Source organism: Nocardiopsis halophila DSM 44494 (genome assembly GCF_000341245.1).
GTDB lineage: Bacteria > Actinomycetota > Actinomycetes > Streptosporangiales > Streptosporangiaceae > Nocardiopsis_A > Nocardiopsis_A halophila.
On sequence record NZ_ANAD01000043.1, the window covers coordinates 1 to 13,350 of the forward strand.

A 13,350-nucleotide genomic window follows, 5' to 3' on the forward strand; every position below is an offset into this window, starting at 1 on the left:
GGGAGAAGCGCTCGTCGGGCGCGTAGTAGCCGGCGGCCGAGACCTCGGCACGCGGCGGCTCCTGGGCGTCCAGGGCCGCCTCCACCCGCACCAGGGCGCCGACGGTGTGCGCGGCCAGCGCCGCCACGTCCCAGGGGGCGCACCGCGTGGGCAGCACCGCCTCGCGCTCGGTCAGGCCCAGCAGTACCTCTTCCAGCCGCCGGGCCTCGGCGCCGAGCGCGGCTGTCACAGGGGGCACGGGGGGAACAGGGGACGGCTCCATGGACGCAAAGGCTAGCCCGCGCAACGCCGGGCCCCGCGGGCGCCCCGGCGCTGTCGGTGCCCCGTCCTAGTCTCGGCGCATGGGATCCCGATTCTGCGCACTGGCCATCGACGCCATCGACATCCGCACGGTCGCCGCGTTCTGGAGCAGGGTGCTCGAGTGGCCGATCATCGAGGACACCGAGGAAGGCGTCGGCCTGGCGCCCGGGGAGGGCGCAGGGTTCGGCCTGGACGTGCTGCCGGTGCCGCCGGGGGAGCGCAAGACGGTCAAGAACCGTCTGCACATCGACATCCGCCCCCGGGCGGGAAGCACCGCCGAGGAGGAGCTCCAGCGGCTGCTCGGCCTGGGGGCCGAGCGCGTCGACGTCGGCCAGTCCGACAACGCCCCGTGGACGGTGCTCGCCGACCCCGAGGGCAACGAGTTCTGCCTGCTCCACCGCGCCGACGAGCACCCGGCGCCGTGAGCCGCTCACCCGTCCCGCTCCGCGCGGGGGCGCCCGCCGCCCGGCACCGATCCCCCGTTCCCCCGGGGGCATCGCGGCCGTCCCGGCCGGGTGAGGCGCCGGGGACGGCCCCTGTACCCGCGGCGCCGCCCTCGGGCAGGCGGGTACGGCCGGGGCGGCAGGAGCGTCAGCGAGTGTGTCCGGCCTGCTCCACCGCGGCGGCCCGGCGGCCGGGTGATCCGGGTAATAGGGTCGGCCCGTGCTGAACGAGCGAACGCGAACCGAGCGATACGACAAGGCCGAGCACCTGCGCGCCCTGCACAGGCCCGGCGACCCCCTGGTCCTGGTGAACGTGTGGGACGCCGCCGGCGCGCGCGTGGTCGCCGCGGCGCCGGGCACCAGGGCCCTGGCCACGGCCAGCCACTCGGTGGCCGCGGCCTACGGGCTGCCCGACGGCGAGCACCTGCCTTTCGAGGAGCTCGCCGCGCTCGTCCGGCGCGTGGCCGGGGCGGTGTCCCTGCCGCTCACCGTCGACATGGAGCGCGGGTACGGCCGCGACGCCGCCGAGGTCGGCGAGCGGGCCGGGCAGATCATCGCCGCCGGGGCGGTGGGGTGCAACATCGAGGACGGCTTGGAGGAGGACGGCGGCCTGCGTCCGGTGGACGAGCAGGCCGAGCGCCTGCTCGCGGTGCGCCGGGCCGCCGACGCGGCCGGGGTTCCCCTGGTCGTCAACGCCCGCACCGACGCCCTGGCCCAGGGCCTGGGCGCGGACGAGGCCCTGCGCCGCGGCCGCGCCTACCTGCAGGCGGGCGCCGACTGCGTCTTCGCGCTCGGGGCCTCCTCGCTGCCGGTCGTGGAGCGCCTGGCCGGCGAGCTGGGCTCGGTCAGCGTCCTGGCCACCGCCGACGGGCCCTCCCTGGAGGAGCTGGCGGGCGCCGGGGTGGCCAGGATCAGCATGGGTCCGGGACCCATGGGGGCCGCCTACGCGGCCCTGAGGCGCCTGGCCGAGGACGCGGCCAACCGGCGCCCCCTCCCGGCCGACCTGTCCTACCGCCCGTGACCGGCTCCCCTCCCTGAGGGCAGGGGCCCCGCCCCTGGCGGGGCCCCTGGCGTCACCGTCGGCCGCGCACGAGCAGGGCGAACCCTACGGCAGGGGGGACGGCGGCGGTCAGGGGCCCCACGGCGCCCACCCGGTCCTGGGCACGCTCCTCGGAGCACACGGCCTCAGGATCCGGCACCCCGGCCTCCTCTGCCTCCTCCACGCTCTCTTCAGAGCCCGCGCACCAGATCCACGTGCCCTCGTCGGCCTGGACCAGGGGAACGAACACCAGCACCGCCGCCCACGCCCACAGGGCCAGCGCGCCCGCGCCGCACCCCCACACGGCCAGCGACCGCAGGGGCACAGCGGTTCGGGAACGCCTGGCCTCCCGCTCGCTGCGCGCCTTGGCGGCGGCCCGGTTCAGAATCTCCTCGGACGACACACGCCCCTCCCCTTCTCGCATCGGCTTCGGACCGGCGGCCGCGGCCCGGCCCGTGCGGCGCTGGTCCGCCCATGAGCGACCTGGCAGGATCGACGCCATGTCCGTACGCGAACTCGTGGTCCTGGGAAGCTCCAGCGCCGTGCCCACCAAGCGCCGCAACCATAACGGCTACTTCCTGCGCTGGGACGACCACGGGGTGCTCTTCGACCCGGGCGAGGGCACACAGCGCCAGATGCGCCACGCCGGACTGTCCGCCCACGACATCACCCGCATCTGCATCACCCACTTCCACGGCGACCACTCGCTGGGCCTGCCCGGGGTGGTGCAGCGCATCGCCCGCGACCGGGTCGAGCACACCGTCCGGGCCGCCTTCCCCGCCGCCGGGACCGCCTACTGGGAGCGGCTGCGCCACGCCACCTCCTTCGGCGACACCGGCGTCATCGCCGAACAGCCCGTGGACGGGCTGGGGGCCTGCCCCCTGGACGGCGACGGGCTGCGCATCACCGCACTGCCCCTGGACCACCGGATGCCCACCTACGGCTACCGCCTCCAAGAGCCCGACGCCCGGCGGATGCTGCCCGAGCGCCTGGCCGCCCTGGGCGTCTCGGGCCCCGACATCGGCCGCCTGCAGCGCGAGGGCCGCCTGGAGGGGCCCGGGGGCCGCACCGTCACCCTGGAGGAGTGCTCGGTCCCGCGCCCCGGCCAGTCCATGGCCTTCGTCATGGACACCGGCGAGTGCGACAACGCGGTGCGCCTGGCCCAGGACGCCGACATGCTGGTCATCGAGTCCACCTACCTGGACTCCGAGGAGCGCCTGGCCGCCGACTACCGGCACCTGACCGCCGGGCAGGCGGGCCGCATCGCCGCCCGGGCCCGTGCGCGCCTGCTCGTGCTCACCCACATCTCCGAGCGCTACGAGGCCGGCGATGAGCCGCGCTTCGTCGAACAGGCCGCGGCCCGCTTCGACGGCCCTGTCGTGCTCGCCCAGGACCTGGACCGCATCGGGGTCCCCAAGCGCCGGAGCTGACGGCCCCGCCCCGCCTCAGGTGTGCCGGTCGGCCTCGGCCGCCTCCTTGAGCAGGGCCAGCCCCACCTGCCAGGCGCGGGCGTTCTCCTCGGCGTGGTCGCGCCGCCGCCCCTCGGGCAGCGGCAGGTCCCCGAAGCCGGTCTCGCGCAGCTCCACCCGCGTCCCGCCGCCCTCCTCGGGCCGCAGCCGCAGCTCCACGCGGGTGCTGCGGCCCGGCAGGGGGTCGGCCCCGGGGTCCAGCGACCAGCGGAAGGCGAACACCCGCCCGGGGTCGGCCTGCTCGACCACGCCCCGGTAGGTGCCGTGCTCCTTCCAGGTGAAGGCGGCCGCGCCCCCGGGCACCGCCTCCACCTCGGCCCCGTCGAAGGCGAACCACCGGCACAGCCCCTCCGGCGAGGTCGCCAGGCGCCACACGCTGGAGGGCGGGGCGTCGACGGTCACACGGCAGCTGATGGCGTCCCGGGCATCCCGGGAGTCCTGGGCGCTCACGCGGTCCTCCCCTGCCCCTGCCCCCGCCCCTCGGCCGGGGCCGGCTCGGAGCCGGGGGTGTGGTCGATCTCGGCGACCGGGCGCAAGCGCAGGGCCGACCGGTCGGCGTCGACGGCGACCTGGGCGGCATCGCGCACGAACACGTGGATCCGGTCGTAGGCGGCGTCCGGGGCGGGGGCAATGTCGATGCGCACGTCTCCGGGCGCCCCGAGCAGGCCGGCGTACCCCTCGGGCGGGTCCAGCGCGAGCAGGCGCTGCCCGGGCGCCGCGCCCATCCTCTGTGCGAGCGTGCGGCTCATCGTGCCCCCTCGGCCTACCTGCCCTGCCTTGCCCTGCGCCGGCCGCGGCCGGTCCCGCTCTCGGTCGCCGTGGGTCCGACGGTAGTACCCGGGGGCGGTGCGGGCCGAGGAGGCGCGCTGCCGGGACGCGGGGTCAGGGGGCCAGTGCGGTCAGGGCGATGCAGGCCGCGGTGCCGGCCAGGATGCTCACCACGGCGTTGCGCAGCCACAGGTGGACCCCGACGGTGACGGCCAGGGCCAGGGCGGTCGGCCCGGCCGAGGAGGCCGCGCCCCAGTCCGCCCCGCGCAGGGTGTAGGCGGCCAGGATCACCATGATCCCCGCGGGCATGGCGGTGTCGAGGTAGGCCGCCAGGGGGCTCTGGCGCAGCCGGGAGAGCACCGCGAAGGGCAGGGCGCGCAGGGCCCAGGTGATGGCCGTGCACACCGCCACGGCGGCCGCCATGTATCCGGTCTCAGGCATGGGCCCGCCTCCGTCGGGTGAGGGCGTGGCGCACCAGCAGGACGGCCGTGAACGCCGTGAACGCCGCCGGCAGCATCCGCTCGGGCGGCAGCAGGAGGGCGGCCGCGGAACAGCCCAGCGCGGCGAGGGGGGAGAAGGCGTCGCGGTGCCGGGCGAAGGCGTCCAGGGCCAGCACCGCGAACAGGGCGGTGACGGCGAACTCCAGCCCTTCGACGGGGCCGGGGAGCAGGCCCGCCGACAGCGCGCCCAGCACCGATCCGCCCGCCCAGTACAGGTGGACCAGCCCCTGCAGCAGCAGGATCCGGCGCCGGGGCCAGCGGCGGGCGCGCCCGCCGGCGGTGACGGCGTAGGCCTCGTCGGTCAGGGCGAAGGTGCTGTAGGCCTTGGCCCACGGGCCGTGGACCCGGTGCAGCGGGAAGGACAGGGCGTAGAAGACGTGGCGGACGTTGACCAGGAGCGCCGCGAGCGCGACCTGGCCCAGCGGGGCGGCGGCGGTGGCCATCGCGACCAGCAGGAACTCCAGGGAGCCGGCGAAGACCGCGGCGGAGAGGACCGGGGCCCACCACCACTGGAGGCCGGACTGGACCGCGAACAGCCCCAGGGCCGCGCCCATGGGCAGGGCGCCCAGGCCCACCGCGGCCGAGTCGGCGGCGGCCGAGCGCAGATCGGCGGCGAAGCCGGGGACGGGGCGGCGGGGGCCGCCCGGGATCGCATCCATGCTGGAATTTTAGTTCGGCAAGAACCTCATTCGATTGCGTTCTATTTCGCTAAACTGGTGCTGTGCGCAATGAACATGCACTGGATGCCATCGATCGTGAAATCATCGACCAGCTCTCGCGGGACGGGCGGATGAGCAACGTCGAGCTGGCCCGGCGCGTCGGGCTGACCCCGCCCCCGTGCCTGCGCCGGGTCAAGCGGCTGGAGGAGGCCGGGGTGATCACCGGCTACCGGGCGCGCGTGGACCCCGCCGCGCTGGGGCGCGGGCTGGAGGTGTTCGTCGACGTGGAGGTCGGCGTCAGCGACCGGTCCACCCTGGAGGAGCTGGAGAGGGTGCTGGCCGGCTACGAGGAGGTGGTGGAGCTGCGGCGGCTGTTCGGGCGCCCCGACTACTTCATGCGGGTGCGCGTGGCCGACCACGCCGCCTACGAGGAGTTCCAGACCCGGCGGCTGATCGGGCTGCCGGGCGTGCTGCGGGTGGTCTCGCACCTGACGATGAAGACCGTCAAGTCCGAGGGGTGAGCGCCCCGGCGCCGGCGCCGGGGCGGCGGTCTACTTCTCAGCGATCATGATGTCGCCGCCGTCGGGGTCCTCGACCTTGATGTAGGTCCCCCACGGCTCGGTGACCGGCTCGGTGGCCGTCGCCCCGCGCTCGCGCAGCCTGCGGGCGGTGGCGGCCGCGTCGTCGCAGGCCAGGATGAGGTAGGCGCCCTCACCCGGGGAGCGGTTGAACTCGGAGGCGGTGTGCACGGTGATGCGGGTGCCGCCGCCGGGCGGGGTGAGCTCGACCCAGCGGGCGCCCGGCCACATCTCGGCGTCGGTGGTCTTCTGGAAGTCCAGCACGCGGGTGTAGAAGTCGACGGTGGCCGCCTGGTCGCGCACGTACAGCACGGCGAGGTCGATACCGGTGATCATCTGCGCCTCCGCGGTCCGGTGGGGTGGGCGCGGAACCGCGCCCGGCGCGGTTCCGCCTGGGGCCACCGTAGCCTCCGGGGCGCGGCCGCAGGGCGCGGACGGCCCCGGGCGCGTCGCGCGAGCCCCGGGGACCGGGGCGCGGGCGCACGCCTCGGCGGTACGGCCTACGATGACCACCCCGAGGGCGGGAGACTTCAGGAAGGGGCGGCATGTCCAGGCAGTACACCGGCAGCGGCGATCCGGGGCGGAGCCTGGCCCTGATGTGGCGCACCCTGCCCGCGCCCACCCGCAAGCGCTCCACCCGCCTGGACCCCGACCGGGTGGTCGCCGCGGCGGTGGAGATCGCCGACGCCGAGGGCCTGGCCGGGGTGTCGATGCGCAAGGTCGCCGACCGGCTGGGCGTGGGCACGATGTCGCTCTACAGCTACGTCCCCGGCAGGGCCGAGCTGGCCGACGCCATGCTCGACCAGGTCTACGGCGAGCTGCCCGATCCCGCCGGGGCGGGCCCGGGCTGGCGCGCGCGCCTGGAGCGCGCCGCCCGCAGCACCCGGGACCTCTACCGCCGCCACCCCTGGACGCTGGAGATCGCCACCGGCAGGCCGCTGCTGGGGCCCAACGCCATGCGCCGCTACGAGCGCGAGCTGTGCGCCCTTGAGGGCACCGGCCTGCCGGACGTGGAGATGGACGCCGTGGTCGCCCTGGTGGGCGACTACGTGCACGGCGCCGCGCGCGGGGCGGTGGACGCCGACGCCGCCGAGCGGCGCACGGGCATCAGCGACCAGGAGTGGTGGCGCGCCCACGCCCCGGCCCTGGAGCGCCTCGCCGGCGCCGGCGCCTTCCCCGTGGCCGACCGGGTCGGCTCGGCCGCCGCCCGGGCCTACGGCGCCGCGCACGACCCGGACCGGGAGTTCGAGTTCGGGCTGGCCCGCGTGCTGGACGGGGTGGCCGCGCTGATCGGGGCCCGCGCCGCCGGCGGCGCGGGCCCCGNAGACCCCCGCTGAGGGAGGGGCCGGGGCGGTCAGCCGCGGCGGGCGCCCCGGGCGGCCTCCTCCTCGATGATGTCGGCGGCGAACCCGGTGCCGCCCCGATGCCCCAGCTCGGTGCTGATCTCGGCCAGCCTGCGGGCCACCTCCTGGGAGGACGTGAGCTCCTCCAGGGCCGAGCGCAGCGCCTCGGCGGTCGCCTCCTCGGTGTCGATGCGCCGCGCCACCCCTGCGGCCTGAAGCATGTCGGCGTTGCTGAACTGGTCGGCGAACTGCGGCACGGCGATCATCGGCACCCCGCAGGCCAGGCCCTCGCTGGAGCCGCCCATGCCGGCGTGGGTGACGAAGGCAGAGGCGCGGCGCAGGACCGACAGCTGCGGCACCCAGGGGTGCACCTCGATGTTGGCGGGGACCTCGCCCAGGTCCTCGGCGCGCACGTGCTTGCCGATCTGCAGGACCACGTGCCAGCCGGGCAGGCCGCCGAAGGCCTTGATGCACTCGGCGTAGAAGTCCGGCAGGTCGGTGAAGGCCGAGCCCAGCGACACCAGCAGCACGCGGTCGTCCTCGGCCCCGGGCGGCGGGGTCCACTGGCCCTGGTGGGAGCGGTCGCCCAGGCAGGGGCCGACGAAGGTGACCACATCGGTGTCCACGGTCTCGGAGAAGGGCTGCATGGCGCGGGGGATCAGCGCCAGGGCGCGCGGCGGGCGGCCGGCGAAGTCGTCGACCGACAGCTCCACCCCCTGCTCGGCGAGCCAGGCCCCGAAGCGCGCGAAGTAGTCATCGGCCCCCGGCAGGGACCGGATCTGGGCCCCGACGGTGTCCTCGTAGCCCTTCCAGGCGACGTAGGTGGGCGAGAGCTGCACGGCGGGCACGCCCCAGTTCTCGGCCAGCACGCGGGCCGGGTAGCTCGCGATGTCGTACAGGAAGACGTCGGGGCGGTCGTCCTCGTAGGCGGCGCGGACGGCGGGCATGACCGTGCGCGCCTCGGACAGGAAGACGTCCATCGCGGAGATCGCGTCCTCGGGCCAGGAGTCGTCGTCGATGGGCAGGGTGCTGGTGTAGGGGACCAGCTCGGCCCCGGCCGAGGAGACCAGGTCGGCCGCGCGCGGGTCGTTGGCGTAGGTGACGCGGTGGCCGCGCGAGGCGAGCTCGCGGATGACCTCCAGGCTGGGCATGATGTGGCTGACGGCGGGGATGCCGACCATGGCGATGTGCAGGCGCTCGTTGCGGTGCACGGGGTGCTCCAATGCAGGTCTACGGCGGTTCTGGCGTGCGCAGGAGGGCCCGGCTGCGCGGCGGGTGCGGCCGCGGGCCGGGCGCGGGGGCGGCTGGGAACGGCGAGGGGCGCTGCGCGCCGCACCTCGGCCCGTCCGGGGCTAGCCGTAGATCTGCAGGAAGTGCATGCGGAGAGCGTAGCGGTTCGCGTGTGCGCGGGGCACGTGGTTTTCGGCGGGGGCCGGGATCGGCCGTCGAGAGCGGAGGAACCACCGGCGTCGGCGCTTCAGAGGGGCGGTTGCGCCGCTCTCGCCGCACGAGGGGGCGCCGGTCGCCCTACAGCAGGGCGGAGACGCCCGGTAGGCGGCCTGCCGGGGGCTTAGGGTGGCCGGCATGAGCGCGACCGGTTTCACTCCGCGGTTGGACAAGGCCATCCTCCGGGCGCGGGGGATCGCCGCGGACTTCGGTGTCGTCGACGACCAGGGGCGCCCGGTGGTGGGGACCGAGCACCTGGTCCTGGCCGTCCTGGACGACGAGTACGCGGTCCCGACCCAGGCCCTGGCGGATCGCTACGACGTCGGGGCCCTCAAAGCCGAGATCCTGCGCCTCATGCGCTCCCCGGGGTACCAGGGGCGTATGCCTCCGCCGTGATCGCCCGGAGCGCAGCGGCCAGTTCGGCGCGCAGGCCGTCGTGGCGCGGTCCCAGGGCGTGCTCGGGGGCGAACCGCTCGGGGCCGTAGAGCCACACCGGGCCGGAGCGTCGGTGCTCGGGCTCCCAGCGGTAGCGGGCGTGGACGTGGCCGTGCAGGTGGTGCATGGCGTTGCCCAGCACCTCGTAGTTGGCGCGGGTGCAGGCCGCGTCGCGCGCGCTGCAGACCGCTTCGACCGCCTCGCCCAGCAGCGACAGGTCGGCCAGGAACCCGGCCCGGTCCCTGCGCGGCAGCTCGGTGAGGCGGTCGGCGCTCCCGTCGTGCAGAAGGACGCAGTACCCGGGCAGGTGCTGGGTGTCGCCGATCACCGCCCACCCGGTGCGCATGCGCAGCAGCACGGTCGGGTTCTCGCCCCGGCGGGCCGAGCCGACGCGGTCGGCGCGCCAGTCGGCCAGCTCCTCTCCGCCGCCGGGCGTCATCGGTCCCCCTTCTCCAGGTCGAGCAGGAAGCGTTTGCGGTCGGTGCCCCAGGCGTACCCGGTCAGGGTCCCGTCGGCCCCCACGACGCGGTGGCAGGGGACCACGATGGAGATCGGGTTGGCCCCGTTGGCCGATCCCACGGCCCGGGCCGAGGACGGGGCGCGGCCGATGCGCTCGGCGATCTCGCCGTAGGTGGCGGTGGTGCCGTAGGGGATGGCCTCCAGCTCCTTCCACACGCGCTGCTGGAACGGCGTCCCGTTCGGCCGCAGGGGCAGGTCGAAGGCGGTGCGCCGCCCGGCGAAGTACTCGCGCAGCTGGCGCTCGGCCTCGGCGAAGGCGCCCCGGTCCGGCTCGCCGAGCTCGCCCGGGGGGCGGGTGGCGGTCTCGTCGCCCATGTACAGGCCGACCAGCGCGCCGTCGTGGGCCACCAGGGTCAGCGGTCCGACCGGGCTGTCCAGGACGGTGTGCACCCGTCCCGTACGCGCCGCGCCGGCCGCGGTCTCGATCGTGCTCATGGCGACCAGTCTGCCGCCCGGCCCGCCCCGGGGCTGGCGGGAATCGGACGTCCGGTCGCAAGGAGAGGGGCGAGGGCCTGGCGCGCCCATACGTCGGGCCCGGTGGAGCGGACGGCGTCGGCGGCCCGGTCCGCCCGTACCGGGGCCAGGCCGCCCGGGAAGGCCGTGCCCGTCCACCGCTCCCGCTCGGCGACCGTCCCGGTCGCCGCCATCGACCGCTCACAAGGGGAGCAGGGCCCCGTCGACCGTGGGGATCAGCGGTCGCGCTCCTTCAAGAGGGCGCAGGGCCACCACCGTGCTCAGGCCCTCGCCCTGCCGACCGCGCGGTCGTCCATGGCCCGGGCCGGCGCCCAGTCGGCCGGCCGCGCGTGCCGGTGCGCGGGGGCGGGAAGACCGGACCCTAGGATCCCAGTGGGCCCGTCCGCCCCCCGCCCCCCGACCCCGAAAGGCCGCGATGAGCACCCCCGAACAGCGGTTCACCGAGATCACGTCCCTGGAGGAGCTGCGCGAGCTCGTGCCCGACCCGCTGCCGGTCGCGCGCGACAAGGAGCGCAGCGCGCTGGTGGAGGTGGACCGGGCCTGGCTGGAGGCCTCGCCGTTCTGCCTGGTCGCCACGAGCGACGCCGAGGGCAACTGCGACGTCTCGCCCAAGGGCGACCCGCCCGGGTTCGTCAAGGTCCTGGACGAGCACACCGTCGCCGTCCCCGAGCGCCCCGGCAACCGGCGGGTGGACGGCTTCCGCAACGTGCTGTCCAACCCGCACGTGGGCCTGCTGTCGATCATCCCGGGGCGCGGTGACACGCTGCGCATCAACGGGCGGGCGCGCCTGGTGCGCGACGCCCCCTTCTTCGACGACATGGTGGTCAAGGGGCACCGGCCCGTGCTGGCGCTGGTGGTGGAGATCGACACGGTCTTCCACCACTGTGCCAAGGCGTTCCTGCGGTCCCACCTGTGGTCCCCGCAGACCTGGGACGAGGTGGGGGCCGGGGTCCCGTCGCGCCCGCGCATCGCCAAGATGGTCGACCGCCCTGAGGAGTCCTTGGAGGAGCTGGAGCGGTACTACGGCCGCGAGTACTCCGAAAGGCTCTACGGCTGAGCGGCGCCGGCGCACGCCCTGAGGCTCCTCAGGAGGCGCGCAGGTCCCCCTGCTCCCGGGGTGGCGCCTCCTCGCCCTCGCCGAGGGCCGCGGCCAGCTCGTTGAGGTCCATGCCCAGGGCCTTGGCCAGGGCAGAGACGGTGAAGAAGGCCGGGTTGGGGATGGCGCCGCGCTCGATCTTGCGCAGGGTGTCGATGGAGATTCCGGCGTCGTGCGCGACCTCGGCCGCGGTGCGGGGGGCGCGCGCCGCCCGCAGGATCTGCCCCAGCGCGCGGCCCCGGTCGCGCTGTCCTTCGGTGAGCGGAGTGCGAACCATGGAGGAACAGTAACCCATCGCGCGCAAAGACCGGCTGGTAGCCGAATACCGGCCGATCAACCCTGCCGCCCGGCGGCGGCGTCAGTCCCGGGAGTCGCGCTCGGCGCGCCAGCGCTCGAAGAGCAGGGGCAGCTCCCGGAACATGAAGGTGTAGAAGTCGTGCATCTCCTGCAGGCGCCCGCGCGCCGGGCTGTCGGCCTCGGTGGCGGCGATGCCGTCCGCGGCGGCGGCCATCATCCTGCGCACGGCCTCGTTCTGGCTGCTGAACAGGCGCTCCCAGGCGTCCCTGCGCAGCCGGTGGTGGTCGCGGCGGCTGCCCGGGACGGGAACGCGTTCGAGCATCCCGACGTGGTGCAGGGACTTCAGGGCGCCCGAGACCGACCCCTGGCTGGCGTCGAGCTCCTCGGCCAGCTCGCCCAGGGTCAGGGTGGGGCGGTCGGTGAACAGGAAGGCCGCCATCACCCGGGCCGACATGCGCTGCATCCCCAGGTCCGAGAGCATCAGCGCGAGCTCTTCGGCGCGGCGTCGGGCGTCGTCGTGGGCGGGCACGGGGACCTCCGGGGCGGGTGGGCTGCGGCCCCACCATGGTAGGCGACCTTCAGAAGATTCCGAAGGGTGTGCACGGGCGGTGCGCACCGGCCCGGACCGCGCGGCGATTCCAGCAGGTGCCGTTCCTGGCGGATGCGCGCCCGGTGCAGCCACTGCAGCCGAGGTCGGCCCGCAGCCGGTCCAGGAGCGGCTCCGGGGTGCGCCGTCACCGGTGGCGGCGGTCCCGCCGCAATCCGGTTGAGGCCGGGTGCATCGCCGCACTACCGTTCAGCCGTGCACGACTTCTCGCGCTCGTGGGCCGCCCTGCTGGACACCGTCGCCGAACTGCCCGACGAGGACTTCGCCCGTCCCTCCGGGTGCGCCGGATGGCTCGTGCGGGACCTGGTGTGCCACCTGGTCATCGATGCCCAGGACGTCTTGATCACCCTGGCCACCCCGGTCGATGGCGAGCCCACCCGCGATGCGGTGACCTACTGGAACGTCTCCCGGGAGCCTCCGGGCGGCGACAACCCGCTGGACGCGCTCGTCGTCCGCCTGGCCGCCGCCTACGACGACCCCCGGCTGCTCAAGTTCCACCTGGACGACGTCGGCGCGGCCGCCGGACGCGCCGCCGGACTGGCCGACGGGCGCCTGTGCGTGGGTACCCAGGGCCAGGTCCTGACCGTCGGCCACTACCTGGAGGCCTACGTCATGGAGGCCACACTGCACCATCTCGACCTGGTCGCCGGCCTTCCCGGGGCGGCCGGTCCGCCCGCCGAGGGGCTGGCGCGCTCGCGCCGAATGCTGGAGGAGATCGCCGGAGCGTCGTTTCCCGCCTCCTTCGCCGATGCCGACGTCCTGCTGGTGGGCACCGGCCGCCGCGAGCCCTCCGGCCGGGAGCGCGCCGCCCTGGGGGCGCTGGCCGCGCGGCTCCCCTTCGTCCTGGGGTGACGAGCGGGGGTCAGGAGGCCGGAGTCCAGGGGGTGAGGCGGGGCAGCCAGGCCCGCACGTTCCTGCGGTAGGACCGGTACTCCTCGCCGAACAGGCGGACCAGCGTCGGCTCCTCGTAGAAGCGCACGAAGGCGGCCGACACCGCCCAGCACACCCCCGCGTAGACCAGCACCCCCGCCGAGGCGAACAGCAGCGCCTGGCCGATGAGGGCCCCGATGATCGCCACGTACATCGGGTTGCGCACGAACCGGTTGAAGCCGCTCACCACCAGGTGCTCCGGCGGGGCCGCGGGTGCGGGCGTGCCGTGGGCCCGGGTGAACTCCACGAAGGCGTGCACCAGGGCCGCCAGGCCGACGGCGATCAGCAGCACGCCCACCGCCTGGGCGGGCATCCAGGCCGCCGAGGCCTCCGGCAGCCGCCAGTCGCTGATCAGCCAGGGGATGACGCCGAGCACCGTGCCCGGCGCCACGATGAAGAACGCGGTGCTTCCGAGGGCCGCTTTGGCGATGGAACGCATGGCCACCA

Annotated in this window: 21 protein-coding genes; 8 read left to right on the forward strand and 13 right to left on the reverse strand. The window is 75.3% G+C overall.

The genetic code is table 11. The annotated features are described in order from the left end of the window. Positions 1-238, reverse strand: a 238-nt coding sequence (locus D450_RS0104965) for a maleylpyruvate isomerase N-terminal domain-containing protein (protein ID WP_394296815.1), incomplete at its 3' end; no start/stop codon positions are given. A 103-nt stretch (positions 239-341) separates the two neighbouring features. Between D450_RS0104965 and D450_RS0104970 the strand changes: the two genes are divergently transcribed. Continuing rightward, a complete protein-coding gene (locus tag D450_RS0104970) occupies positions 342-725 on the forward strand; it encodes a VOC family protein (protein ID WP_017537570.1) in 384 nt (127 codons plus the stop codon). Between the two features lie 238 nt (positions 726-963). Further along, positions 964-1,764, forward strand: a complete 801-nt coding sequence (locus D450_RS0104975) for an isocitrate lyase/PEP mutase family protein (protein ID WP_017537571.1) — start codon at positions 964-966, stop codon at positions 1,762-1,764. Between the two features lie 52 nt (positions 1,765-1,816). Here D450_RS0104975 and D450_RS0104980 read toward each other — a convergent pair whose 3' ends face one another. Continuing rightward, on the reverse strand, positions 1,817-2,185 hold the full coding sequence (locus tag D450_RS0104980; RefSeq protein ID WP_017537572.1) for a hypothetical protein: 369 nt from the start codon (positions 2,183-2,185) through the stop codon (positions 1,817-1,819). A 97-nt stretch (positions 2,186-2,282) separates the two neighbouring features. On the opposite strand from D450_RS0104980, the gene D450_RS0104985 reads away from it, so the two are divergent. Next, positions 2,283-3,212 carry a ribonuclease Z gene (locus tag D450_RS0104985; protein WP_017537573.1) on the forward strand — a complete coding sequence of 310 codons (930 nt, stop codon included), beginning with the start codon at positions 2,283-2,285 and terminating at the stop codon, positions 3,210-3,212. Between the two features lie 15 nt (positions 3,213-3,227). Here the strand turns inward: D450_RS0104985 and D450_RS0104990 are convergent, their stop codons facing one another. The 4 genes from D450_RS0104990 to D450_RS0105005 form a co-directional block, all read right to left on the reverse strand. Then, complete coding sequence (locus tag D450_RS0104990; RefSeq protein WP_017537574.1) at positions 3,228-3,701, reverse strand: SRPBCC domain-containing protein; 474 nt, start codon at positions 3,699-3,701, stop codon at positions 3,228-3,230. Further along, positions 3,698-4,000, reverse strand: a complete 303-nt coding sequence (locus tag D450_RS29485) for a hypothetical protein (protein ID WP_039820146.1) — start codon at positions 3,998-4,000, stop codon at positions 3,698-3,700. Before D450_RS29485 ends, D450_RS0104990 begins: the two co-directional genes overlap by 4 nt. Before the next feature lie 133 nt (positions 4,001-4,133). Further along, positions 4,134-4,460, reverse strand: a complete 327-nt coding sequence (locus D450_RS0105000; protein WP_017537576.1) for a branched-chain amino acid transporter permease — start codon at positions 4,458-4,460, stop codon at positions 4,134-4,136. Then, positions 4,453-5,178: an AzlC family ABC transporter permease gene (locus D450_RS0105005; RefSeq protein ID WP_017537577.1), complete on the reverse strand. Its 726-nt coding sequence runs from the start codon at positions 5,176-5,178 to the stop codon at positions 4,453-4,455. The genes D450_RS0105000 and D450_RS0105005 overlap by 8 nt, the downstream gene beginning before the upstream one ends. Before the next feature lie 62 nt (positions 5,179-5,240). Between D450_RS0105005 and D450_RS0105010 the strand changes: the two genes are divergently transcribed. After that, a complete protein-coding gene (locus tag D450_RS0105010; protein ID WP_026128390.1) occupies positions 5,241-5,699 on the forward strand; it encodes an Lrp/AsnC family transcriptional regulator in 459 nt (152 codons plus the stop codon). A 30-nt stretch (positions 5,700-5,729) separates the two neighbouring features. Here D450_RS0105010 and D450_RS0105015 read toward each other — a convergent pair whose 3' ends face one another. Next, on the reverse strand, positions 5,730-6,092 hold the full coding sequence (locus D450_RS0105015; RefSeq protein ID WP_017537579.1) for a VOC family protein: 363 nt from the start codon (positions 6,090-6,092) through the stop codon (positions 5,730-5,732). A 374-nt stretch (positions 6,093-6,466) separates the two neighbouring features. On the opposite strand from D450_RS0105015, the gene D450_RS29490 reads away from it, so the two are divergent. Continuing rightward, the gene (locus D450_RS29490) at positions 6,467-7,093 is read left to right on the forward strand and encodes a TetR/AcrR family transcriptional regulator C-terminal domain-containing protein (protein ID WP_449289453.1); all 627 of its coding nucleotides are present in this window, start codon (positions 6,467-6,469) and stop codon (positions 7,091-7,093) included. Between the two features lie 17 nt (positions 7,094-7,110). On the opposite strand, the gene D450_RS0105025 is transcribed toward D450_RS29490, so the two are convergent. After that, complete coding sequence (locus D450_RS0105025; RefSeq protein ID WP_193789651.1) at positions 7,111-8,280, reverse strand: macrolide family glycosyltransferase; 1,170 nt, start codon at positions 8,278-8,280, stop codon at positions 7,111-7,113. Positions 8,281-8,683: 403 nt separating this feature from the next. Between D450_RS0105025 and D450_RS0105030 the strand changes: the two genes are divergently transcribed. Next, complete coding sequence (locus D450_RS0105030) at positions 8,684-8,941, forward strand: hypothetical protein (protein WP_241483063.1); 258 nt, start codon at positions 8,684-8,686, stop codon at positions 8,939-8,941. Here the strand turns inward: D450_RS0105030 and D450_RS0105035 are convergent. Then, entirely contained in the window at positions 8,898-9,419 is a 522-nt protein-coding gene (locus D450_RS0105035; protein ID WP_017537583.1) for an HIT domain-containing protein, read from the reverse strand. The genes D450_RS0105030 and D450_RS0105035 overlap by 44 nt on opposite strands. Then, positions 9,416-9,934, reverse strand: coding sequence for a methylated-DNA--[protein]-cysteine S-methyltransferase (locus tag D450_RS0105040; RefSeq protein WP_017537584.1), 519 nt, complete (start codon positions 9,932-9,934; stop codon positions 9,416-9,418). The genes D450_RS0105035 and D450_RS0105040 overlap by 4 nt, the downstream gene beginning before the upstream one ends. 454 nt (positions 9,935-10,388) lie before the next feature. On the opposite strand from D450_RS0105040, the gene D450_RS0105045 reads away from it, so the two are divergent. Continuing rightward, positions 10,389-11,030 (forward strand): pyridoxamine 5'-phosphate oxidase family protein, encoded by a 642-nt coding sequence (locus D450_RS0105045; protein WP_017537585.1) that lies wholly within the window; start codon positions 10,389-10,391, stop codon positions 11,028-11,030. Positions 11,031-11,058: 28 nt separating this feature from the next. On the opposite strand, the gene D450_RS0105050 is transcribed toward D450_RS0105045, so the two are convergent. Next, positions 11,059-11,346 (reverse strand): helix-turn-helix domain-containing protein, encoded by a 288-nt coding sequence (locus tag D450_RS0105050; RefSeq protein WP_017537586.1) that lies wholly within the window; start codon positions 11,344-11,346, stop codon positions 11,059-11,061. Between the two features lie 81 nt (positions 11,347-11,427). Next, positions 11,428-11,895, reverse strand: a complete 468-nt coding sequence (locus tag D450_RS0105055; RefSeq protein WP_017537587.1) for a GbsR/MarR family transcriptional regulator — start codon at positions 11,893-11,895, stop codon at positions 11,428-11,430. Between the two features lie 273 nt (positions 11,896-12,168). On the opposite strand from D450_RS0105055, the gene D450_RS0105060 reads away from it, so the two are divergent. Continuing rightward, positions 12,169-12,825: a maleylpyruvate isomerase N-terminal domain-containing protein gene (locus tag D450_RS0105060; protein ID WP_017537588.1), complete on the forward strand. Its 657-nt coding sequence runs from the start codon at positions 12,169-12,171 to the stop codon at positions 12,823-12,825. Positions 12,826-12,835: 10 nt separating this feature from the next. On the opposite strand, the gene D450_RS0105065 is transcribed toward D450_RS0105060, so the two are convergent. Continuing rightward, on the reverse strand, positions 12,836-13,342 hold the full coding sequence (locus D450_RS0105065; RefSeq protein ID WP_026128391.1) for a methyltransferase family protein: 507 nt from the start codon (positions 13,340-13,342) through the stop codon (positions 12,836-12,838). Positions 13,343-13,350 lie beyond the last annotated feature (8 nt).

What these genes read in the sequence shown, in the direction of transcription:
- D450_RS0105005 (WP_017537577.1), bottom strand. Translation starts at nt 5,178, where the DNA reads ATGGATGCGATCCCGGGCGGCCCCCGCCGCCCCGTCCCCGGCTTCGCC.
- D450_RS0105035 (WP_017537583.1), bottom strand. Translation starts at nt 9,419, where the DNA reads ATGACGCCCGGCGGCGGAGAGGAGCTGGCCGACTGGCGCGCCGACCGC.
- D450_RS0105025 (WP_193789651.1), bottom strand. Translation starts at nt 8,280, where the DNA reads ATGGTCGGCATCCCCGCCGTCAGCCACATCATGCCCAGCCTGGAGGTC.
- D450_RS0105050 (WP_017537586.1), bottom strand. Translation starts at nt 11,346, where the DNA reads ATGGTTCGCACTCCGCTCACCGAAGGACAGCGCGACCGGGGCCGCGCG.
- D450_RS0105040 (WP_017537584.1), bottom strand. Translation starts at nt 9,934, where the DNA reads ATGAGCACGATCGAGACCGCGGCCGGCGCGGCGCGTACGGGACGGGTG.
- D450_RS0104985 (WP_017537573.1), top strand. Translation starts at nt 2,283, where the DNA reads ATGTCCGTACGCGAACTCGTGGTCCTGGGAAGCTCCAGCGCCGTGCCC.
- D450_RS0105065 (WP_026128391.1), bottom strand. Translation starts at nt 13,342, where the DNA reads ATGCGTTCCATCGCCAAAGCGGCCCTCGGAAGCACCGCGTTCTTCATC.
- D450_RS0105030 (WP_241483063.1), top strand. Translation starts at nt 8,684, where the DNA reads ATGAGCGCGACCGGTTTCACTCCGCGGTTGGACAAGGCCATCCTCCGG.
- D450_RS0104970 (WP_017537570.1), top strand. Translation starts at nt 342, where the DNA reads ATGGGATCCCGATTCTGCGCACTGGCCATCGACGCCATCGACATCCGC.
- D450_RS0105000 (WP_017537576.1), bottom strand. Translation starts at nt 4,460, where the DNA reads ATGCCTGAGACCGGATACATGGCGGCCGCCGTGGCGGTGTGCACGGCC.
- D450_RS0105045 (WP_017537585.1), top strand. Translation starts at nt 10,389, where the DNA reads ATGAGCACCCCCGAACAGCGGTTCACCGAGATCACGTCCCTGGAGGAG.
- D450_RS29485 (WP_039820146.1), bottom strand. Translation starts at nt 4,000, where the DNA reads ATGAGCCGCACGCTCGCACAGAGGATGGGCGCGGCGCCCGGGCAGCGC.
- D450_RS0105015 (WP_017537579.1), bottom strand. Translation starts at nt 6,092, where the DNA reads ATGATCACCGGTATCGACCTCGCCGTGCTGTACGTGCGCGACCAGGCG.